Annotated in this window: 18 protein-coding genes, 1 tRNA gene and 1 pseudogene; 13 read left to right on the forward strand and 7 right to left on the reverse strand. The window is 72.6% G+C overall.

Annotated elements, in window-relative coordinates; translation table 11 throughout:
• Nucleotides 1-347: 347 nt before the first annotated feature.
• The 6 genes from ispD (at nucleotide 348) to ABZ861_RS27295 (ending at nucleotide 7,155) form a co-directional block, all read left to right on the forward strand.
• Nucleotides 348-1,112 (forward strand): 2-C-methyl-D-erythritol 4-phosphate cytidylyltransferase, encoded by a 765-nt coding sequence (gene ispD / locus ABZ861_RS27270; RefSeq protein WP_361635203.1) that lies wholly within the window; start codon nucleotides 348-350, stop codon nucleotides 1,110-1,112.
• Nucleotides 1,113-1,266: 154 nt separating this feature from the next.
• A complete protein-coding gene (ispF, locus tag ABZ861_RS27275; protein WP_361635206.1) occupies nucleotides 1,267-1,776 on the forward strand; it encodes a 2-C-methyl-D-erythritol 2,4-cyclodiphosphate synthase in 510 nt (169 codons plus the stop codon).
• Between the two features lie 222 nt (nucleotides 1,777-1,998).
• A complete protein-coding gene (locus ABZ861_RS27280) occupies nucleotides 1,999-2,403 on the forward strand; it encodes a PPOX class F420-dependent oxidoreductase (RefSeq protein WP_361635209.1) in 405 nt (134 codons plus the stop codon).
• Between the two features lie 204 nt (nucleotides 2,404-2,607).
• Entirely contained in the window at nucleotides 2,608-4,008 is a 1,401-nt protein-coding gene (gene cysS, locus ABZ861_RS27285) for a cysteine--tRNA ligase (protein WP_361635211.1), read from the forward strand.
• Between the two features lie 119 nt (nucleotides 4,009-4,127).
• Entirely contained in the window at nucleotides 4,128-5,069 is a 942-nt protein-coding gene (gene rlmB, locus ABZ861_RS27290; RefSeq protein ID WP_361635214.1) for a 23S rRNA (guanosine(2251)-2'-O)-methyltransferase RlmB, read from the forward strand.
• Between the two features lie 226 nt (nucleotides 5,070-5,295).
• Nucleotides 5,296-7,155, forward strand: a complete 1,860-nt coding sequence (locus ABZ861_RS27295; RefSeq protein ID WP_361635325.1) for a DoxX family membrane protein — start codon at nucleotides 5,296-5,298, stop codon at nucleotides 7,153-7,155.
• 299 nt (nucleotides 7,156-7,454) lie between these two features.
• Here ABZ861_RS27295 and ABZ861_RS27300 read toward each other — a convergent pair whose 3' ends face one another.
• The 3 genes from ABZ861_RS27300 to ugpC all read right to left on the reverse strand — a co-directional run bounded on the left by ABZ861_RS27300 (nucleotide 7,455) and on the right by ugpC (nucleotide 10,531).
• The gene (locus ABZ861_RS27300) at nucleotides 7,455-8,186 is read right to left on the reverse strand and encodes a nucleotidyltransferase family protein (protein ID WP_361635216.1); all 732 of its coding nucleotides are present in this window, start codon (nucleotides 8,184-8,186) and stop codon (nucleotides 7,455-7,457) included.
• Between the two features lie 390 nt (nucleotides 8,187-8,576).
• Nucleotides 8,577-9,032 carry a hypothetical protein gene (locus tag ABZ861_RS27305; protein ID WP_361635219.1) on the reverse strand — a complete coding sequence of 152 codons (456 nt, stop codon included), beginning with the start codon at nucleotides 9,030-9,032 and terminating at the stop codon, nucleotides 8,577-8,579.
• Nucleotides 9,033-9,391: 359 nt separating this feature from the next.
• Complete coding sequence (ugpC, locus tag ABZ861_RS27310) at nucleotides 9,392-10,531, reverse strand: sn-glycerol-3-phosphate ABC transporter ATP-binding protein UgpC (protein WP_361635222.1); 1,140 nt, start codon at nucleotides 10,529-10,531, stop codon at nucleotides 9,392-9,394.
• A 253-nt stretch (nucleotides 10,532-10,784) separates the two neighbouring features.
• Here ugpC and ABZ861_RS27315 point away from each other — a divergent pair.
• The 3 genes from ABZ861_RS27315 (at nucleotide 10,785) to ABZ861_RS27325 (ending at nucleotide 12,814) form a co-directional block, all read left to right on the forward strand.
• A tRNA-Thr gene (locus ABZ861_RS27315) sits at nucleotides 10,785-10,858 on the forward strand.
• Nucleotides 10,859-11,269: 411 nt separating this feature from the next.
• A complete protein-coding gene (locus ABZ861_RS27320; RefSeq protein WP_361635225.1) occupies nucleotides 11,270-12,058 on the forward strand; it encodes a GntR family transcriptional regulator in 789 nt (262 codons plus the stop codon).
• Nucleotides 12,059-12,061: 3 nt separating this feature from the next.
• A complete protein-coding gene (locus ABZ861_RS27325; RefSeq protein ID WP_361635228.1) occupies nucleotides 12,062-12,814 on the forward strand; it encodes a glycosyltransferase family 2 protein in 753 nt (250 codons plus the stop codon).
• On the opposite strand, the gene ABZ861_RS27330 is transcribed toward ABZ861_RS27325, so the two are convergent.
• Nucleotides 12,815-13,375, reverse strand: a complete 561-nt coding sequence (locus tag ABZ861_RS27330; RefSeq protein WP_361635231.1) for a hypothetical protein — start codon at nucleotides 13,373-13,375, stop codon at nucleotides 12,815-12,817. It lies immediately after the preceding gene.
• A gap of 1,042 nt (nucleotides 13,376-14,417) precedes the next feature.
• Here ABZ861_RS27330 and ABZ861_RS27335 point away from each other — a divergent pair.
• From ABZ861_RS27335 to ABZ861_RS27345, 3 genes are all read left to right on the forward strand, one after another.
• The gene (locus tag ABZ861_RS27335; protein ID WP_361635234.1) at nucleotides 14,418-16,682 is read left to right on the forward strand and encodes a VCBS repeat-containing protein; all 2,265 of its coding nucleotides are present in this window, start codon (nucleotides 14,418-14,420) and stop codon (nucleotides 16,680-16,682) included.
• Nucleotides 16,683-16,852: 170 nt separating this feature from the next.
• Nucleotides 16,853-17,068: a hypothetical protein gene (locus ABZ861_RS27340; RefSeq protein ID WP_361635237.1), complete on the forward strand. Its 216-nt coding sequence runs from the start codon at nucleotides 16,853-16,855 to the stop codon at nucleotides 17,066-17,068.
• A 259-nt stretch (nucleotides 17,069-17,327) separates the two neighbouring features.
• Nucleotides 17,328-18,011, forward strand: coding sequence for a restriction endonuclease (locus tag ABZ861_RS27345; protein ID WP_361635240.1), 684 nt, complete (start codon nucleotides 17,328-17,330; stop codon nucleotides 18,009-18,011).
• 115 nt (nucleotides 18,012-18,126) lie between these two features.
• Here ABZ861_RS27345 and ABZ861_RS27350 read toward each other — a convergent pair whose 3' ends face one another.
• The 3 genes from ABZ861_RS27350 to ABZ861_RS27360 form a co-directional block, all read right to left on the reverse strand.
• The gene (locus ABZ861_RS27350) at nucleotides 18,127-18,291 is read right to left on the reverse strand and encodes a hypothetical protein (RefSeq protein ID WP_361635243.1); all 165 of its coding nucleotides are present in this window, start codon (nucleotides 18,289-18,291) and stop codon (nucleotides 18,127-18,129) included.
• A 125-nt stretch (nucleotides 18,292-18,416) separates the two neighbouring features.
• Nucleotides 18,417-18,932 carry a hypothetical protein gene (locus tag ABZ861_RS27355; RefSeq protein WP_361635246.1) on the reverse strand — a complete coding sequence of 172 codons (516 nt, stop codon included), beginning with the start codon at nucleotides 18,930-18,932 and terminating at the stop codon, nucleotides 18,417-18,419.
• A gap of 534 nt (nucleotides 18,933-19,466) precedes the next feature.
• Entirely contained in the window at nucleotides 19,467-19,739 is a 273-nt protein-coding gene (locus ABZ861_RS27360; protein WP_361635248.1) for a flavin reductase family protein, read from the reverse strand.
• Here ABZ861_RS27360 and ABZ861_RS27365 point away from each other — a divergent pair.
• Nucleotides 19,705-20,317, forward strand: a pseudogene (locus ABZ861_RS27365) (ketopantoate reductase C-terminal domain-containing protein); the annotation flags it as partial. The gene ABZ861_RS27360 and the pseudogene ABZ861_RS27365 overlap by 35 nt on opposite strands.
• Between the last annotated feature and the right edge of the window lie 22 nt (nucleotides 20,318-20,339).

A 20,339-nucleotide genomic window follows, 5' to 3' on the forward strand; every position in this document is an offset into this window, starting at 1 on the left:
ATGGCCGTGTCGCGGCCGCGTTGCCGGACCTGCGGCCCACCCCCAGTTAGTCGCGGGCGGACCCGCTCCCCGCGGACTCCGGCGATCCTGCGGCTCTGCGGACGGCTCCCGGTCTCCCAAGTCGTCTCGGACTTCGCAGACGTCAGGTCTCAGACCCCGCTGCCCCCGCAGCCGCAAACCCCGCAGCCGCTTACGCGCCACCGTACGGCGGGGAAGATCCCCCGATACTGTGTGCCGGGCCGGGCGGTCGGCTCGACCGGCGTCACGGAAGGGTCCGATCGAGGCGTCGCGCCCGGCACGGTGTGCCCTACCCACGCCGGGACCGCAAACAAACCTGACAGGAACCGATGTCTGACGAATCGCGCCCCCCGTCCACGGCCGGCCGGCCGGGGAGCCCCGTCGCCGCCGTGATCCCGGCCGCCGGCCGGGGCGTACGCCTCGGTCCGGGCGCTCCCAAGGCGCTGCGCACACTGGGCGGCACCCCCATGCTCGTGCACGCGGTGCGCGCCATGGCCGCCTCCCGTGCCGTCTCCCTGGTGGTCGTGGTGGCCCCGCCGGACGGCGCCGGCGAGGTCGCCTCGCTGCTCGACGCGTACGCGCTGCCCGAGCGCACGGACGTCGTGGTGGTCCCCGGCGGCGAGACCCGGCAGGAGTCCGTCCGCCTCGGCCTGGAGGCGCTGCCGCCCGGCCACGACGTCGTCCTCGTGCACGACGCCGCCCGGCCGCTGGTCCCGGTGGACACCGTGGACGCGGTGATCGAGGCCGTGCGGGACGGGGCGCCCGCCGTCGTCCCCGTGCTGCCCCTCGCGGACACGGTCAAGCAGGTCGAGCCGGCCGCCGCGCCGGGCGCGCCCGAGCCGGTGACCGCCACTCCCGACCGTTCGCTGCTGCGGGCCGTGCAGACCCCGCAGGGCTTCGACCGGGCGACCCTGGTCCGCGCCCACAAGACGGCCACCGGCAGCGTCACCGACGACGCGAGCATGGTCGAACAGCTCGGCGAGCGCGTGGTGGCCGTACCCGGCCATGAGGAGGCCTTCAAGGTCACCCGCCCGCTGGACCTGGTCCTCGCGGAGGCGGTCCTGGCCCGCAGGAGGCTCAACGATGGCTTCTGAGGCTTCCGGGACTCCTGGCCGCGCCGGGACTCCTAACCCCGCCGGGACGTCTGGCCGCGCCGGGACGCCCGACCCCGCCGAGACGCCCGACCGCGCCGGGACGCCCGGCGTAGGCCAGACATCCCAGGCCCCTCAGACGTCCCAAACGTCACAGATGCCCCCGCCGCCGTTCGGCGCCGCCCCCGTGCTGCTGCCCCAGGTCGGCGTCGGCGCCGACGTCCACGCCTTCGAGGACGGCCGCGAGCTGTGGTGCGCGGGCCTGAAGTGGGAGGGCGAGGGGTCCGGCCTGGCCGGGCACTCCGACGCCGACGTCGTCGCGCACGCCGCCTGCAACGCGCTGTTCTCGGCCGCCGGGCTGGGCGACCTCGGCCAGCACTTCGGCACCGGCCGCTCTGAGTGGTCGGGCGCCTCCGGGATCGTGCTGCTGACGGAGGCCGCGCGGATCGTGCGCGCGGCGGGCTTCCGGATCGGGAACGTCGCCGTGCAGGTCGTCGGCCCCCGGCCGAAGATCGGCAAGCGCCGCGAGGAGGCGCAGAAGATCCTCTCCGCGGCCGCCGGGGCGCCGGTGTCCGTCTCCGGCGCCACGACCGACGGTCTCGGCTTCCCCGGCCGCGACGAGGGCCTGATGGCGGTGGCGACGGCGCTCGTCGTGCGGGTGTCCTGACGGCGCGCGGACGAGCCTGCGCGCCGACCTGCCCTCGCGCGTCAGCGCCCCGCCGCCCGCTCCTCTCGGCGCCCCCGCCCCGCGGACCGGCTCGCGCGGCGAGGTGACTCGCTGTGCGGGTGAGGAAACGGCGTGCGAGGGTACCGGTTAAGCCACTGCCGACACCACCGACACCACCGGCACACCGACACCCCTGATACGACCGAGGTCACGGAGGTTCCCATGCCCGTCGCCCTGTCCGACCGGCTCAAGTCGCTGCTCGACGGCCCCGTCTTCATCGTCGTCGGGACGGTCCAGCCCGACGGCCGCCCGCAGCTCTCCCCGGTGTGGGTGAAGCGGGACGGTGACGATCTCCTGTTCTCGACCACAGTCGACCGGCGCAAGAAGAAGAACATCGACCGCGACCCGAACGTCAGCGTCGTCGTCCTGGACCCCGAGTCGCCCTACGAGTACGCCGAGATCCGCGGCGCCGCGGAGATGACCACCGACGGCGGCCAGGCGCTCATCGACGAGCTGAGCGAGAAGTACACCGGCAAGAAGTACGCCGAGTTCAACCCGACCGCCGCACAGGACGCCGAGCGGGTGGTCGTGCGGATCAGGCCGCGCAAGGTCGTCGGAAGGCTGTAGGGGCCCGCCCCGGGTCAGGGGCCCGCCCCGGGTCAAGGGACCGCCGTAGCGCGACGGCGCGTCGCCCGGAGCGGCCCTCCCGTCACCGGCTCGCTCTCGCCGCCCGCCGCCCGTCCCCTGCCGGACGGCGGGCGGCGGGCCGCGGGACGCGACCGCCTGCCCGAAGGGCACAAGGCACTGCCCCCGGCCCACTACTCTGGAGTGGTGACTATTCGCCTGTACGACACCAGCGCCCGGCAGATCCGTGACTTCACCCCGCTCAAGCCGGGTTGCGTCTCGATCTACCTGTGCGGCGCCACCGTGCAGGCGGCTCCGCACATCGGGCACATCCGGTCGGGGCTGAACTTCGACATCATGCGCCGCTGGTTCGCGTACCGCGGCTACGACGTCACGTTCATCCGCAACGTCACCGACATCGATGACAAGATCATCGCGAAGAGCGACCAGCAGCACCGCCCGTGGTGGTCCATCGGCTACGAGAACGAGCGCGCCTTCGACGACGGCTACACCGCGCTCGGCTGCCTGCCGCCCACCTACGAGCCGCGCGCCACCGGCCACGTCCCGGAGATGATCGAGATGATGCGCGTGCTCATCGAGCGCGGGCACGCCTACGAGGCCGACGGCAGCGTCTACTTCGACGTGCGGTCCTGGCCCTCCTACCTGGAGCTGTCCCGGCAGGACCTGGACGAGCTGCGGCAGCCCGCCGAGGAGGGCATCTCCGGCAAGCGCGACCCGCGCGACTTCGCCATGTGGAAGGCCGCCAAGCCCGGCGAGCCCAGTTGGCGGACGCCGTGGGGACGCGGCCGCCCCGGCTGGCACCTGGAGTGCTCGGCCATGGCGCACAAGTACCTCGGCGAGTCCTTCGACGTCCACGGCGGCGGCCTGGACCTGGTCTTCCCGCACCACGAGAACGAGATCGCCCAGGCCAAGGCGTACGGCGACGACTTCGCGCGGTACTGGGTGCACAACGCCTGGGTGACCATGAGCGGCGAGAAGATGTCCAAGTCGCTCGGCAACAGCGTCCTGGTCGCCGAGATGGTCAAGAAGTGGCGGCCCATCGTGCTCCGCTACTACCTGGGCACCCCGCACTACCGCTCGACCATCGAGTACAGCGAGGAGGCGCTGCGCGAGGCGGAGTCCGCCTTCGCGCGCATCGAGGGCTTCGTCCAGCGGGTGGTCGAGAAGACCGGCCCGGTGGAGCCGGCGGCCGAGGCGCCGCCCGCCTTCGCCGAGGCGATGGACGACGACCTGGGCGTCCCGCAGGCGCTCGCCGTGGTGCACACCACCGTCCGGCAGGGCAACAGCGCGCTGGCCGCCGACGACAAGGAGGCCGCCGTGGCCCGGCTCGCCGAGGTGCGGGCCATGCTCGGCGTGCTCGGGCTCGACCCCCTCGACGAGCAGTGGACCGGCGGGGGAGGCGAGCGCGGAGAAGACCTCCACGCGGTCGTCGACACCCTGGTCCGCATGGTCCTCGACCAGCGCGAGGCCGCCCGCGCCCGCAAGGACTGGGCCGCGGCGGACGCCCTGCGCGACCAGCTCGGCCAGTCGGGCCTGGTCGTCGAGGACAGCCCGCAGGGGCCGCGCTGGAGCCTCGGCGCGCGCTAGCCGCGGCCGTGATCGACTGTGCCGCCCGGCCCTCCGAGCGGCAGACTGCAAAGAACGTACGGACGACGCGCTTCCCGGCGCTCGTCCGGCACTACCGAAGAGAGCAGGGCAGGTAACTCATGGCCGCGAACAACCGCCGCATGTCCGGCAAGAAGGGCGCGCAGGTCGGCAGCGGCGGCAAGCGGCGCCGTGGCCTGGAGGGCAAGGGCCCGACGCCGCCCGCCGAGATGCGCAAGGGCCACGCCAAGCAGCGCGCCGCCCAGGCGCAGGTCCGCCGCGCGCAGGGCCGGCCGCCGCAGCGCCGCGGCGCGGGCAAGTCGTCCTCCGAGTTCGTCGTCGGCCGCAACCCGGTCGTCGAGGCGCTGCGCGAGGGCGTGCCCGCCTCCACGCTCTACGTCCAGCAGTTCATCGAGAACGACGAGCGGGTGCGCGAGGCGCTCCAGCTCGCCTCCGAGCGCGGCGGCGTCAACCTCATGGAGGCCCCGCGCCCCGAACTGGACCGCATGACGAACGGGCTCAACCACCAGGGCCTCGTCCTCCAGGTGCCGCCCTACGAGTACGCCCACCCCGAGGACCTGGCCGACGCGGCCGCCGACGCGGGCGAGGACCCGCTGATCGTGGCCCTGGACGGGGTGACCGACCCGCGCAACCTCGGCGCCGTCGTCCGCTCCGTCTCCGCCTTCGGCGGGCACGGCGTGGTCGTCCCCGAGCGCCGCGCGGCCGGCATGACCGCCGGCGCGTGGAAGACGTCCGCCGGCGCGGCGGCCCGAACCCCGGTGGCCCGCGCCACGAACCTGACGCGCGCGCTGGAGGCGTACCGCAAGGCGGGCGTCACGGTCGTCGGGCTCGCCGCGGACGGCGAGGCCGAACTCGGCGACGTGGACGCCCTGGCGGGGCCCGTCGTCATCGTCGTGGGCAGCGAGGGCAAGGGGCTGTCCCGGCTGGTCGGCGAGACGTGCGACGTGCGGGTGCGGATCCCGATGCCGGGCGGCGCCGAGTCGCTGAACGCCGGTGTGGCGGCCGGGATCGTGCTCTACGAGGCGGCGCGCAGGCGCGGCTGACGGGCGCGGCGGGCGCCCGCGACCGCGCGGCGCCGCCGTCCGCTCGCCCGCTCTTCCGGGCCTGTCCGGGCGTTCTGTGCGACCTTGACGCGGTCCGGACAGATCCGACGGGTCAAGGCAGTGTCCTAACGCGCCGTCACTCGGTTAGATGAGTGTGGACACCAGAACACCCCGCACACCCACGGGGGACCGCTCGTCGGGATACGACGACGTTCCCGCGCTGAGCATGGTGAAGGTGCCGAGCGATCCGGCGCAGGTCATCGTCAGCCACGCGAGCTTCCGCGTGCAGTTGGGCGCCGCCTCGCGGCGTACCCGGTCCCCGCGCGTCGCCCGGTCCGTGAGCGGCATCGACGCCTCCGCGCGCATGCCGGCCGCCGGCGCGGCGGGTCGGCCCGGCGCCGCGCCGCGTCGCCGCCCGGTCGTCTGGACCGGCAAGTCCGTCCCCGACGACACCGGCGCCCACCGGCTGCTCCAGGCCGTCCGCAGCGGCAGCGTGCGGCACTCGGACGAGCCGTCCGCCGACCCTGGGGCCACCCAGGTCATCCCGCGCTTTGGGGCGGCGCCTGGCTACGGCGCGGACGCCGACCCTTACGGCGACCCCTACGCCGACCACGGCGACCTCGACCGGACGGCCGAGACCCCGGTCGTGGGCCCCCAGCGCACCGCCGAGCCCGGCGGCGCGCGGCTGCTGCCGCACATGCGCAGCGGGGACAGCGCGTACGAGGAGTCCTCCTACGGCGCCCCCGGGCACGCCCGGTCCGTCCACCCGGGAGCGGACGGCGCGCCGCCCCACGGGGGCGTCGGCTACGCCCAACCCCCTTACGGCGCCGACGAGTTCCACGAGCCGGGCGAGACCGGCGCGTACGGCCAGCACGGCGAGTACGCCGGGCACGGCGAATACGACGAGCACGGCGAGTACGCGGGGTACGACGAGTACGGCGAGTACGACGAGTACGGACCGGACGGCTTCGAGGGCCGCCGCACCGGCCGGGACGCGGCGGGCGAGGGCGAGACGCGGCGCGGCAGGCGGCAGGGCGACGACCCGGCTCGCCACGCCTACTTCCCGGGCCGCCGGATGAACCTGGGCGTCGTCCTGCTCCCGCTGCGGATCTTCCTCGGGTTCGTCTCCGTCTACGCCGGCATGGGCAAGCTGTGCGACCCGCTGTACTTCGACGGCGGCAAGCGCGGCTCCATGGTCAAGTGGCTCACCGCGCTGCACCCGTGGGAAGTCGCCGAGCCGCTGCGGCAGTTCGCGCTCCAGCACCCGGTCGGCTCCGGCCTGTTCATCGCCTTCCTCCAGGTCATCGTCGGCGTCCTGACGGTGCTGGGCTGCTGGCAGCGGGTCGCCGCCGCGGTCGGTGCGCTGCTGTCCGCCGCGCTCATCGTCACGGTGAGCTGGCGGACCGCGCCCGTCTACGACGCGCCCGACATCATCTACCTCGCCGCCTGGTCCCCGCTGATCATCGCCGGTGCGCCGGTGTACTCCGTCGACGGACGGCTCGCCGCCTCCGCCTGGCGGCGGCTCGGCCCGCGCTCGGACATCTGGGACCTGCGCCGGTACGTGCTGCGGCGCGGGGCGCTGCTCACGGTGGTCGTCACCGGGCTCACGCTGCTCGTGGGCTCGCTGCTGGGCGGCGCGGTGCGCGACGCCGACCGCGTCGTCGCCCCCGGATCCGGCCAGGCGCCGCGCAACGAGCTGCCCGGCTCGCCGCTGCCGCAGCGCTCCGGTGAGCAGCGGCAGCACCAGCGGCAGACGTCGCCGCCCGCCTCGACGACTCCGAGTCACCGGGGCGCCTCGGCCGGGCCGTCCGATCGCCCCGCGACCACCTCGGGCAGCACGGGCCGCGGCAGCGGCGGCGCGCCGGTCGGCGGTTCGCCCAGCCAGACGCAGGGGGCCGGCCAGGTCCCGCGGCGGCACTCCGCCCCGGTCGAGCAGGCGCCGAGCACCAGCGCGGGTCCGACCTCGGGCGGCGGGACGAGCGGGGGCGCCGGATCGTCCGGCGGTTCCGGCTCGTCGGGCGGCGACGGCGGCGGCGCCTCCTCGGGGCGGCCGGGCCTGGTGGGCGGGTTGCTCGGCGACGGCTAGGGCTACGGCTGGGGCTGGGGCCTCTCGGGGCGTCGATCATGGGGAAGGGGCCCGCGCGATACGGCGCGGGCCCCTTTCGGTATCTGCACGGATCCTTTTCCGGTGTCCGACAGGTCCCTTTCGGCGGCTGACGGGGTCCGTTCCGGTGTGTGACCGGGTCCCCTTCAGCGTCTGACGGGGCTCTTTCGGGTATCTGACCGGGCCCTGTCCGGCATGTGACCGCGGCTTCGAGTTCGAGGCGGCTGGCCGCTCGTTCAGTGCTTGCTCGTTCCGCGCTTGCCCATTCCGCGCTCGCTCGTTCAGCGCTTGAGCGCGGCCAGTTCCTTCGCGGCCTCCGTCAGGTCCTTCGCGGTGTCGATGGCACGCCAGTAGGCGCCCTGCGGGATCGGGAAGCCGGCCAGCCGGAGTTCGCGGGCGAGCCGGGGGAACGTGGTGCGCTCGTGGTCGCCGCGCTCGGGGAGCAGCGAGGAGAACTCGGGGGAGAAGACGTACACGCCCGCGTTGATCTCGAACGTCGACGGCGGCGCCTCGATGAAGTCCGTGACCCGGCCGAAGCCGTCCGTCTGCACGGCGCCCCACGGAAGGCGCGGACGGGCCAGCGCGAGGGTCGCGACCGCGTCGCGCTCGGCGTGGAAGTCCGCCATGTCGCGCAGCGAGAAACGGGTCCAGATGTCGCCGTTGGTGGCGTACCAGGGGCGGTCGGGGTGCGGCAGGTGGGCGGCGGCGAAACGCAGACCGCCGCCGCGGCCGAGCGGCTCGGTCTCCACGGCGGTGGTCACGCGGACGGGCAGCGCCGCCGACTTCAGCCATTCCTGGAGCACCTCGGCGAGGTGGCCGCAGGAGATCACGACGTCGGTGACGCCCTCCTCGGCGAGCCAGGCGAGCTGGTGCCCGATGATCGGGGTGCCCGTGCCGGGGATCTCGACCATCGGCTTGGGCCGGTCGTCGGTGTAGGGACGCAGCCTGGACCCCTGGCCGCCGGCCAGGACGACGGCTTGAGTGGGCCGGGACGCCGCATTCGGATGGGTCATGCCCGAACTGTACGTGGCGCCTCTCCCCGGCTTTCCCGGGCGGCCCAGGGGTTGCTGGGGGCCTCGCTGGGGGTGCGGGGCGGCAAGGGGGCTCGCTGGAGGCGGCGGGCGGGCGGGGTGCGGGCGATCAGGGCGGGTGCTGGCGCGTGTCAGATCGCTGGGGCTGGGGCTGGGGCTGGGGCTGGGGCCGGGCGCTGGCGCGCGGTGGGCGCTCCCGGCTGCGGTCCGGAGGAGGCGCCGTGCACCGCGCACCGCGCCGGTACGTCCCGGCGGCTGGGGAGGCGGGCGGCCCCGGGCGGGCAAGCCCCCGGCGGGCAGGGGCCACGCGCGGCACCGGGGCCGGACTGCCGGCCCCGGTGGGGAGGCGGCCGGGGCCGGGAGCGGCCGGCCTCAGTTGTGCGCCGCGAGGACGCCTGAGGCGAAGGAGGTGTCGCAGACGGGGCGGGAGTAGGACTGGGCGCGGGAGGGGCCGTAGATGCGGACGGCGGCGCGGCCGAGGGTGCGGGCGATCGACGCGCAGTGACCGGCCAGCGACGGGCGCTCGTTGACCGCCTCCTGGAGGTGGGTGAGCGCGACGCCCGGGTTCCTCTCCTGTAGCTCGGTGAGGAGCTGGTCGCGCAGCACGTCCTGGGGCGCGCGGGCGCGGGAGTGGCCGGCGACCTCGGCCGCGGACGCGTCGGACGCGGTGAGCACCGAGTTCGAGGAGTTGCCCGACCAGTTGACTCGGGTGACCGCGAGGGTCCCGGAGAGCACCAGGACGACCGGCAGGACGAGGGCGAGGGAGCGGCCGATCCGCCGGGCGGGGCCCGGACCGCGTCGCGAGGATGGGGTGATGGAGTGCTTCACGGCAGGGAGCGTATCGCTCGGTGATGATTTGGCGACATTTAGTCACCCTTGCGGGGGACGGGGGCCCGGGTTTTCCTGGTGGCGTGTTGACGCGCACTGCTCGAAACGTCCCGTACGCCGGGGTATTTCGGGTCCGGGAGAGGTACGCGAGAGGGGCCCCGCGGCGGTGCGCGGGGCCCCTCTCGTCGTCTGCTCCGGAGCACGGCAACGCCGGACGCTTTTCGCGACCCGTGCCGGGGCGCGGGCTGCTCGGGCTGCTACGGCGGCAGACGGTCGCCAGCCGCCCGAGCCGACCGCTCGGCGTCAGGCCGACCGCTCGGCGTCAGGCCGACCGCTCGGCTCATGCCGACCGCTCGGCGTCAGTCGGACAGTCGCTCGCCCGTGGAGGTCGAGAAGACGTGGGTCTCGCCCGGCCGCGGCACGACGTGCAGCGTGGCGCCCTTGTCCGGGACGGAACGGCCGTTGACGCGCACGACCAGGTCCTTCTGCTCGCCGCCGACCTCGGCGGTGCCGTAGACGTAGCCGTCGGCGCCGAGTTCCTCGACGACGTTCACCGAGACGGCGAGGCCGGCCGGGGCGTCGTCGGCGTCCTTGGACATGGAGGCGGCCGCGCTGCCGCCGCCCAGCTCCACCACCTCGAAGTGCTCGGGGCGCACGCCCACGGTGACCGTGCGGTCGCCGTTGTCGGCGGCGGCCTTGAGCGCGTCCCGGTTGACCGGCACCACGCTGTTGCCGAACTTCACGCCGCCGTCGGTGATCGGCACCTCGACGAGGTTCATGGCGGGGGAGCCGATGAAGCCGGCGACGAAGAGGTTGGCGGGCCGGTCGTACATGTTGCGCGGCGAGTCCACCTGCTGGAGCAGACCGTCCTTGAGCACGGCCACCCGGTCGCCCATGGTCATGGCCTCGACCTGGTCGTGGGTGACATAGACGGTGGTGATGCCCAGGCGGCGCTGGAGGGAGGCGATCTGCGTGCGGGTGGAGACGCGGAGCTTGGCGTCCAGGTTGGACAGCGGCTCGTCCATGAGGAAGACCTGCGGCTCGCGCACGATCGCGCGGCCCATCGCGACGCGCTGGCGCTGACCGCCGGAGAGCGCCTTCGGCTTGCGGTCCAGGTACGGGGTGAGGTCGAGGATCTTCGCGGCCTCCTCGACCTTCTGCCGGATCTCCGCCTTGTTGACGCCGGCGATCTTGAGCGCGAAGCCCATGTTGTCGGCGACCGTCATGTGCGGGTAGAGCGCGTAGTTCTGGAACACCATGGCGATGTCCCGGTCCTTGGGCGGCAGGTGGGTGACGTCGCGGTCGCCGATGCGGATGGCGCCGGCGTTGACGTCCTCCAGGCCCGCGAGCATGCGCAGCGAGGTGGACTTTCCGCAGCCGGACGGACCGACCAGGACGAGGAACTCGCCGTCCGCGATGTCGATCTCCAGAGCGTCGACGGCGGGCTTGTCGGTGCCCGGGTAGGTCCGGGTCGCCTTGTCGAACTGAACAGTGGCCATGGTGAAGGGCCCCCTTCTACCGGCAGGAACGTGCCGGACGATCCGTTGTAGGAAGGTGGTCGCCACGGCGGAAGTGATCCGTCGTGGCGGTGCAGTCCACAGGCGTGAACTGGTCGAACTGGTCCAGGACGCTACCTGGCGCCCACCTCCGCTGTCAGCACCTCGGGGCAGGTGAGCTTCGCGACAGTTTCCCGAGGGGCCGCGGCGCCCGGATGGGTACACTGCACGGGCACGGCCACACCCGCCGCCGCCCGCCTCCTTAGCTCAGATGGCCAGAGCAACGCACTTGTAATGCGTAGGTCGTCGGTTCGAATCCGACAGGGGGCTCACCCGAAGCCCAGGCCAGATGGCATCTGACCTGGGCTTTGTCATTCAGCGGATGCGGCGACGGCGGCGGGAGCGGGCCGCACGGGTGTCGGGGGCCTCAGTTTCGGCCTCAGTAGTGCCCGGAGCGGCGTCCGGGGCAGTGGGGATGAAAACTCGCCCATGCGCCGCATGGCGTCCTTGGACAGGTGAGATCGGCCCTTGACATACCTGCGGGTCTGGCTGATCTAGGTGTGCCGCAGGATCTCCATGGTCGTGTCATGTCGACTTGTCTCGACCATTTCGGGCGGGCAGACCACTCCTCGGCTCTTCTTGGTGAGTTACCCACGACTGTGGCGGACGGGGCGTAAATCATCAACACCTCATGAAGACTTATGCTGAGACGGCCCCACCAGACAGGGACGTGACCACCGCATGGCCAAGGCATACGAGGGCATCGCCGACGATCTCCGGCAACGCATCCGCGCGGGTGAACTCAAACCGGGCGAGCGTCTGCCCGCCGAGACTAAGCTCGTGGACCAGTACCGCAAGAGTCTGCCCACCGTGCGCCAGGCGCTCGGTGTGTTGCAGGCCGAAGGACTCATCGAGAAGCAGCACGGGCGGGGCAACGCAGTCCGCAAGCCACGCAGATTGGTGACCCGAACCAACGGCCGCCATCAGTGGGAGAAAGACCGGGTTCGGCAGTCGCTGGGCGAGCGCGGGCAGACCGGTGCGACGGAGCAGGACACCGGCCTGACCATGTCTGATCTCGTCTTCAGTGCAGAGTTCAGTGAGTTGGAAGCTGACGAGGATCTGGCCGAAGCTTTCGGCGTGCCTGTCGGCACGCGCCTACTGGAACGGGTGTATCGCACCCGCTACAGGGAGGAAGAAGCGCCGTTCAACGTCGCACGGTCCCGACTGCTCTACGAGATGGCCGCAGCCAATCCGGCGCTGGTCGATCCGGCCAACGAGCCGTGGCCCGGGGGCACTCAGAATCAGTTGCACACCATCGGGATCGAGGTGGACCGCGTAGTCGAGCGGATCACGGCCCGGCCCCCGACATTCGAGGAGACCGAGGAACTGGGCCTGACCGCAGGGGTAGCCGTCATGGTCCTTCGTAAGACATGCGTTGACGCCGACGGGCGGGTTGTGGAGGTAGCCGACGTGACGCTGCCAGGAGACCGAACCGAGCTGGAGTTCACCACTCCGCTGGCAAGGTGGTGAACAGTGGCCCGCATCATCACGGTCGTCACCGCGGTTCACGCCCCCGCAGCGGAGCACCTGCCGGCGGCCTACAAGTCGCTCACCGAGCAAGACCTCCCCACCGGGTGGGAATGGCAATGGGCCGTGCAGGAAGACGGCGAGACGGACGCCGTATTGCCGTACGTGCCTGAAGACGAGCGCGTGAGCTTCGGGCAAGGCCGCGCCGGCCGGGTAGCCATGGCCCGGACCATGGCCCTTGCCCGCGCTCAGGGCGAGTACGTCAAGGTGCTCGATGCCGACGACATGCTGACCCCGGGAGCCTTGGCTCGTGACATCGAGGCCCTGTCGCGCCCGGACATCGGGTGGGCGACGTCGCGTGTGCTGGACCTTCTGCCGGACGGATCAACCAAGGGTTTCGACCAAGACCCGCCGGCCGGCCCCGTCGAGCGCGGGGCCGTGCTCGATCACTGGGAGGCGCACGACCACCGTGCTCAGGTCCATCCCGCCACGCTGTGCGTGCGGAAGGATCTGCTCATGGCCCTTGGCGGGTGGATGGCACTCCCGGCATCGGAGGACACCGGCCTTCTGCTGGCGCTCAACGCGGTCTCCCGAGGATGGTTCAGCGCGGAACCGGGCCTTCTGTATCGGAAGTGGCCGGGACAGGTCACCAGCCAGGCTGCGCACGTGCACGAAGTCGAGCGTGTGGCGCGTATGGCCGTCATCGCAGAGCGCGCGAGGGTCCTTGCTCGCTCGGATTGGCGTTTCAGCGCCGAGTGATCAGGCGTCCGGTTCTGGGCGGGTGTGCGGGAGCACCAGATCACGCGCACCGTGCTCGGCCCCTCGGAAGGTGCCGCTCACTCCTAGGTCGGCTCGGGCGGCTTCATGAAACTTGTTGATCTCCTGAAACACGGCTCTGTGCAGCGCGCGCCACTCCTCAAGAGTCCCGCTCGTATCCCCCCGCGCACGCCAGTCGATCGCGTGGGCAGCGGCACTGAGCCGGTGTGCGACCTCAACGACTGCATCCTCGGCGAGCAACATCACCCGCTCGAACGCGCGGCCACGCAACTCCTCTGCGTCCCTCAGCGCCATGTTCAGCTCGTGCTCAGTCCGCTCGATGCTCCGCAAGCCCTGCCTAGTCTCGTACAGCAGCACTGACGCGTAGATGCAGCTTCGGACGCGGTCGATGTACTCGGCGTAGGCATCGAGCTTCCGCTCATCCCAGCGGGTCAGCATGAGGTACCGCGTCCGCTGCCGCTCCATGCGGTGGTTGGTGAAGTGCGTCGTCAATCCGCCGAGCAGCACGGCGGCGATGGTGACGAGTTGTCCCAGGACGTCCACGGACCTCTTCCCCCCTGTCTCGAGTCTCAGAGGAGCTTAGGGCCGCGGGGGGAGCAGTTCTAGCGATCACGGTCGGGGCTTCCCTGCCTTAATCAAGGCCCGCGCCGGCGCGGGCGCGGGCCGCCTCTGCGGCGCGAACTGTCTCCTGTCTCCGCCCCGGCTGGCCGTGCGCCCGGCGGCTGCGGGCACCCTTCTGTGGCTGGGGCGGTCGGCTCCACGGCTCTAGGCTGCCACGTTGGGGCGAGCCTCTTACTGGCCAAGTGGGGTCTGGCCTGCTTCGGCTACACAGATGGGCACCGGGCAAGAGTGGTCGGCGTTGATCCGCAAGGTTCAGGCGGTCTAAGTCACGGTCTCAGGGGCCCGCCTTCCGCTTCCGTCCGCCAACGTACAGAGAAGTGCGGCACCTCCTCTGATCAGGTACAACGCTCGCTTTGCACATGCCGGTGGACACCCCCAGGGGGCTCAGTTCAAGCCCGGGTCAGATGGCATCTGACCCGGGCTTCTCTGTTCAGCGGATGCGGCGACGGCGGCGGGAGCGGGCCGGGTCTGTGTTCCTTAACTGGGCCCCGGGGTGTGGGCATTCTGTGCGGACGATCAGCCGCGTGCCCTTGGGCCGGCCGTCCAGTAGCTTGGCGGTGAGTTCGGCGATCCAGGGCCGCCTTGCCAGCCCGCGACCACCACGGCGCCATGCGCCCGTGACCGTCTCGTTCACCGCCCGCTCCCGCGTGTGCTCCTGTCGGAGGGCGCTGGTACTGTCCAGCGATCATCGTGTGAGGCGACGTTCCGGTTGAGGGGGGTCCCATCCGGCCGCCTACGCGCGACTGACCACGCGCACCTGTCGGCCCGCCGTGGTCTTCAGGGGAGGGGTCATGCCGATGCACCGTCGGCCTGTGCGCGGCCGGGCTGGACGACAGCCAGAAGGCTTCCTGTGCAGGAGGACGGGCGGCTGGCGCAGGCCCTTCGGCCGCCGGGCCCGGATCTCCCTGGTCTTCGACGAGCCCCGTATCCACAGCCTTCTCGCCTGACCGGGAGGAAAACCTTCTTGCTTCCGCCACGCCTCACCGGGCAGCGCCTCGGCGCGGCTCTCACCGTTCTCCTCGCCCTCACGGCCGGCGGCGTCCCGCTGGCCGCTCCCGCGACGGCCGCGCCCACCACCGCCACCACCGCTGCCGCCACCGCGCCCGCGGGACCCGGGGACCAGTCCGTGATCGCCTTCCCGAAGGGAGACGTCATCACGGGGGTCACCGCCTCGGGCTTCCTCACCCGGAACCACAGCGACGACACCGAAAGCTGGCTGCCCGCCCAGGGCGGCTCTCCGACGCAATGGACGTCGAGCACTTCCGTCAGGAGCACCGGCTCAGGCGACCTCGTCGCCACGAACCTCCCCCTGGTGTCCGGCTCCACGGCCAGGATCACGGACATGGCGACTGGCTCGGTGGTCAACAGCTATGACATCGGCCCGTGGAACAGCGGCATCTACTACGCGGGCGCCGCCGGCGCCTTCCTCTTCACCGAACTGGACGACTCCGAGGGCGGCGTCACGCTCCGGATGCACGCCGAGGGTGCGTCGCCGCGCACGGTCACCGGCGTCCCCCGGGACGCCGTCTCGGTGCATGTCGCGGCCGGCACCGCCACTCACGCCCTGGTGACCTGGTACACCGGCCGGGGCAGCGAGCCGACCATCCGCTTCCTCGGGCTCCTCGACCTCTCCACCGGCGCCGTGACCGAGACCTATAGGTTGCCTAGCGCCGCGCTCACCGGGGACATCGCGGTCTCGGCGACGCATGTGGCCTGGGTCGAGTACCCCTACGACAACGGCTCCTCCAAGGCCGCGGTGGACGTCACCGACCGTGTCACGGGCAGATCCCAGAGCATCCAGGTGGGCGAGGTGGGGTCCGAGGCCGTGGAGATCGGCCTGCAGGGCGAGTGGCTGACGTACGGCGACTGCGGCGGCCTGGACTCCCTCTCCGCGTACTCCTCGAACGCGCTGACCGCGTACGACCTGGAGACCGGCGCCACCCGAAAGCTCCTGGACCACCTGACCTCCGCGGCCGCCGCGCCCGACGGCACGCTGTTCGCGCGCGGCGGCACGGTCGCCCAAGGCGAGGGCGTCTACCGGATCGCGCCTGGCCAGGACGGCGCACCGGCCGCGACGTCGGTCGCGAGCACCGGTGAGCCCACCCAGGTCACCCTGACCGGTTCCCACGTCCCCGCCGTGGTCGACCTCGACCAGAACGGCGGCACGGCGCCGCTGGTGTGGAACCTGTCCCGGGGCAACGTCGGGATGACGGTCACTCTGCGGCACGTCCGCACGGGCACAACCCGGACCGTGTCCTTCACGAACCCGGGGACGTCCGTCCGCTTCGACTGGGAGGGCGGCCTGGGCTCGGCGCCGACGGGCAGCGCGTACAACGGCGACTACACGTGGACGCTCGTCGCCAAGCCGCTCAACGCCATCGGCCCGGACCTCACGGCCTCCGGCGCGTTCAAGGTCACCCGCACCCCCAAGCCGCACGACTTCGACGACAACGGCTCTCCGAACGTGCTGGCGCGGGACACCGCCGGACATATGTGGAGCAGTGACACCTACTTCGACGCCGACATGTCGGGGCGGTTGTCGGAGCACGAGAGGAAGCTCCTCGGCGGCGGCTGGAACGCCTACGACCAGATCGAGACCGTCGGCGACGTCGGCGGCGCCGCCCACGCGGACCTGGTGGCCCGAGACGGCAGCGGCGTCCTGTGGCTCTACCTGGGCCGCGGCGACGGCGCCTTCGCCGCCCGGGTGAGGATCGGCGGCGGCTGGCAGATCTACGACAAGATCACCGGCGGCGCCGACTACACCGGTGACGGCAGGGCCGACCTCCTCGCCGCCGACGCCTCCGGAGTGCTGTGGCTCTACAAGGGCACCGGCGACTGGCGGGCGCCGTTCGCCGGCCGGGTGAGGGTCGGCGGCGGCTGGGGCGTCTACGACGACATCACCGCCGTGGGCGACGTCGGCGCCTCCGCCGCGGGCGATCTCGTCGCCCGCGACCGCGACGGCGTGCTCTGGCTCTACCTCGGCCGCGGCGACGGCGCCTTCGCCTCACGCACCCGGATCGGCGCCGGCTGGAACGCCTACAGCGACCTCGTCGGCATCGGCGACGTCGACCGTGACGGCCGCCCCGACCTGTTCGCGTACGACAAGGCCCACCACAGGGCGTACTACTACCGCAGCACCGGCAAGTGGCAAGCGCCCTTCGCCTCCCGCGAGCCTTCCGCCTCCCCCGGGCAGCCCGGCAACTCCTACTCGTATGACTACATGGCCTGAGTGGACTTGAGCGGACCTGAGAGGCAGCCGCCGTCGTCGCTCGCGGGCAGGTGAGCGAGCGGCGAGCTGAGATCGTCACGGAACCGTCACCGTGCGGCAGCGATACGGACGGAGACACGACGGGCTGCGCATCGCGTGGCACGCTGAGGCTCATGCTGGCATGCGGTTGCATGAACCTCCTTGACATCGTGGTGGGCCTTGTCGCCTATGGGCTGGCCGGCCTGCTGGGGCTCGTGATCGAGTTGGTGTGCCTGTGCGGGCTGCTCCTCGGCGCCCTCACCTTGGGCGCACGCCTCATCGGACGACGGTGGATCGAGGACGAGGAAGCCGACGACGACGTCGGCCAGCCGCACGGCATCGACGCGTTCCGGTGGACCGAGGAATAGGGACACGCCACGCCCCCGGCGGTGACTTCGCCCCGGCCGGGCAGCCCGATGGCGGGATCCGGGTCGCTTGCCCGGCTGGGGCGGGCGGCGCGGGGCCGGTCGCTCGCGCCGCGTGGTATTCGGCCAGGTCCGATGGCTTTGTGCCATACGTCGGCAATCTGCCTCCAGTACCTCTGAGGCACCGCTACACAAGAGAGCCGGGACGGCGTCCTGCCGCCCGCTGGTAGTGGCGGCCGGTCGGTGGGGGAGCGGGGACGTGATGGCGGCACGGCGTCGGCGCTTGAAGAAGCGGACGCGTAGGCAGGTGCAGGGCTGGGGCGCCGTGGCGGCGGTGATCGCCCTGGTGTGGGCGGCCGGACACTGGGGGGCGGTGTGGCCCGTGCTCGTGGCCGTGCTCGCCGCGGCCGTGGTGGGCGGGGCCGGCTGGGCGCTGCTGCGCGCGCATCGTCTTGCGGTCGGTCGGGACCGCGTGTGGCGGGCGCAGGAGGAGGCCAGGGCGCGTGAGTTGTCGATGACCGAGGTCGACGCGCTGTCGTGGCAGGACTTCGAGAGGTACGTCGCTGATCTGTGCCGACGGGACGGTTGCACGAAGGTCGTGGTCAGCGGCAGGAGCGGCGACCTGGGCGCGGACGTCGTCGGGTACCTTGCCGACGGCCGCAAGCTGGTCGTCCAGTGCAAGAAGTACGCGCCGCACCGGAGCGTGTCCTCGCAGGACATGCAGAAGTTCGTCGGCACCGCCCGCCTCGAGCACGGCCCCGACGTCGCCTTGTTCGTCACCACGTGCCGCACGTTCACGCCTGCGGCGCTGGGCCTGGCGGTGCGTCAGGACATCGTCGCCCTGCATCGCGATCTGCTGGGCGCCTGGGTCAAGGGCGCTCGGCTGGAGACTCTGATTCCGCTGAACGGAAGCGGCGGCGGCGCCAGGCGGAGGCCGTCTGCCTGACGCCCGGTCCCGGTCGTTCGTCGAGACGTGACGGCCGCCGCGGCGTCGTCTTGGACCGCAGGTCGTGCGGACCTTCTCCGCCGTCCGCCGCACGTCACGGGCCGTTCGCCGCACGTCACGGTGTGCGGCGCAGGACGACGTCGTAGGCGAGGGCGCGGCAGGGCTGACCGAGTCCGCGCGTGCGGTGATCGTCGTGGCGGGACTGCTCGGCGTCGGATGCCTGCGACGAGTGCATGCCTGGCGTCGGGGCGCCCGGCACGAGGCTGGCGCCCCGAGTCACTGAGCGGTCCTACGCGTCGACGTGTCACTGAGCGGTTCGCCGCGCGGGCCGTGTTCCGGACGTCGCGATGTGCGGCTCCGCAACCGGAGTCGCACATCGTCTCTGTGACGTGGCGTCAGGAGTGGTCAGCGTCCGCCGCCACCGCCGCCGCCTCCGCCGCCGTGTCCGCCGCCACCGCCGCCGCCGTGTCCGCCGCCGCCGTAGCCGCCGCCTCCGTGACCGCCGCCGTAGCCGCCGCCACCGTGACCGCCGTAGCCGCCATAGCCACCGTAACCGCCATAGCCGCCGTACCCACCATGGCCGCCGTGGCCATAGCCGTAGCCGCCGTAGCCGCCGTAGCCGCCGTAGCCGCCATGGCCGTATCCGCCATAGCCGCCGTAGCCGCCGCCGCGACCGCCGTAGCCGCCACCGTGGCCGCCGTAGCCGCCGCCGTGTCCGCCACCGCCACCGCCGTGTCCGCCACCGCCACCACCGCCGTGGCCGCCACCGCCACCGCCGCCGTTGTCGAGGTAGCTGCTGTAGCCGGAAGTGATGCTCGGAGCCGCCGACGCGGCGCCGGCCGTGCCGATCGCGGCGCCGCCGGCCAGCAGGAGGCCGGCTGCGGACAGCGCGACGATGCGCCTCGTGCGTTGTGATCGCATGGAAAATTACCTCTCCATCGTCTCTCGCGACTCATAGGGATGACGCGAGGTGGATGGCCGCCGCCGTACGCGGTACGGCTGCGGTCTCGGCTTGCCGCGGCGTCGTGTGCATGCGCGGCCGCCGGGGGCGGATGAGAACTCGGCGCCACCGGCCTCCGCTTCCTTGAGCGGGCCTAGTGGCCTTGCGCCCTCCGGCGCCCAGCGGCACGCGCGTGCGCCGCGGCCTTCACTCCAACAGCCTAATAGCGGGCAGGCCGCCCGGCACGTCGGGAGCGCGGACGCTTCACTCCTCCCCTCCGTACGGGGGGCGGCGGCGCCGATCCGGCCGGTCACCGCGCTCCCGCGCCGATCCGGCCGGTCACCGCGCTCCCGCGCCGATCCGGCCGGTCACCGCACTCTCGCGCCGATCCGGCCCGTCATCGCGCCCCCGCGCCGATCCGGCCCGTCATCGCGCTCTCCCGCCGATCCGGCCGGTCAGCGCGCTCCCACGGTGCCCGCGCGAGCGGCGTCGCGTCCGGCGGGTGCGAGCTGGGGTCAGGCGCCGTAGGCGCCTCGGCAGTACAGGAGGGCGCCGCGGGACGCGGTCTCGCCGCCTTCCACCTGGGCGAGGAGGAGCCAGTGGTCGCCGGCCTCGACGGTCTGAACGGTGCGGCACTCCGTGTACGCCAGGGCCGCCTCGGTCAGGCCGTGCGCGCGCCCTCGTGCGTTCCCGTGCGTTCCCGTGCGTTCCCGTGTGTCCCTGCGCGTTCCCGTACGTTCCCGGGTGTACGAGGCGCTCGGCGCCGCCGTGGTGCTGCCGTTGCTCAACGGCGTCGAGCACCCGGCCGTGCCGCGCGAACGCTACGGCGCGCAGCGGGTCGTAGCGGGGGTGATCCGGGTCGAGTCGACCCGGGCGGCGCCCGGCGTCGTCGAACACGGCAGCCCGTTCACGGAGATCGACGTGGCCGACCCCGAGGACACGCTGGCGCCGCTGGCCGAGGCGCTGGAGGAGGCCGGGGTCCGCACCCGCGTGCTGGAGGACGAATCCACCGCGCTGTGGGCCAAGTTGGCTTTCCTCGCGCCGTCCGCTCTGCTCACTGCTCACTGCCCGCTACGGGCTCGCCATCGGCGGCGTCCGCACCGAGCGCCGCGAGGAACTGGCCGCGCTCGTCGAGGAGACCACCGCGGTGGCCGCGGCGTGCGGGGCGCCGGTGGACGCGGCGCAGACGAGGGAGCGGTACGACGCGTTCCCCGCCGCCGCCAAGTCCTCCATGCAGCGCGACGCGGAGGCGGGCCGCCCGCTGGAACTCGACGCCATCGGCGGCGCGTTGCTCAGGGCGGCCGCCCGCCACGACGTCCCGGTCCCGGTCGCCGCCCGGCTGGTGGCCGAACTGGCCGAGAACTGACCACGCACGCCGCGCGGCCCGT

Origin of the sequence: Streptomyces sp. NPDC046985 (assembly GCF_040644415.1) — a bacterium.
Classification (GTDB): domain Bacteria; phylum Actinomycetota; class Actinomycetes; order Streptomycetales; family Streptomycetaceae; genus Streptomyces.